The 490-nt window shown below is 40.0% G+C and carries 1 protein-coding gene; it reads left to right on the top strand.

All coding sequences use genetic code 11. The features are described 5' to 3' along the window. Window positions 1–280 precede the first annotated feature (280 nt). Window positions 281–490 (top strand): hypothetical protein (locus tag ACTHUM_RS19060; RefSeq protein ID WP_440403844.1); only part of this gene is annotated, 210 nt, incomplete at its 3' end.

Raw genomic sequence — 490 nt, 5'->3', positions numbered from 1 at the left:
CGATAAAGGCCGTCTGAAAAGTGGGATATGGGAAAGGGTTGTTGTGAGGATATTGGATAGCACCAAAGTGTGCTTTCAAGAGTATGTCGGCAACAAAGATGGTATTTATCTAAGGCTGTCTAATAACATCCTGTAACCTTAGCTTGGATAGTCGCCGATAGGTTTTCTTTCTATAAAACGATTTGCCTGAAATGGGAATGGCACAGATTGATGCGGAAGAGACGAGAAAGAGAAAAGGAGTAATGGCAAGTTAATGAGTGGGAGATGAGGTCTAGCAATGATGGCTTCTTTAGATGAGAAAGGCCGTCTGAAAGTACATTCGTTTGGTTGCCAAATTTTAGATAAAAAAAAACCATCTATACTAAGGGGAAAGTATAGATGGCCAAACACATTACGGGGAAAACGTCTTACTCACTTACTCACTTCTTTCGAAGCAAGTGTTACTCAGACAGGCGAATTATACAATAGTTCAGTCTTCACAGTGTTAAAT

It is taken from the genome of Neisseria sp. P0021.S006, assembly GCF_051956895.1.
This window is presented reverse-complemented; position numbering and strand designations above follow the sequence as displayed.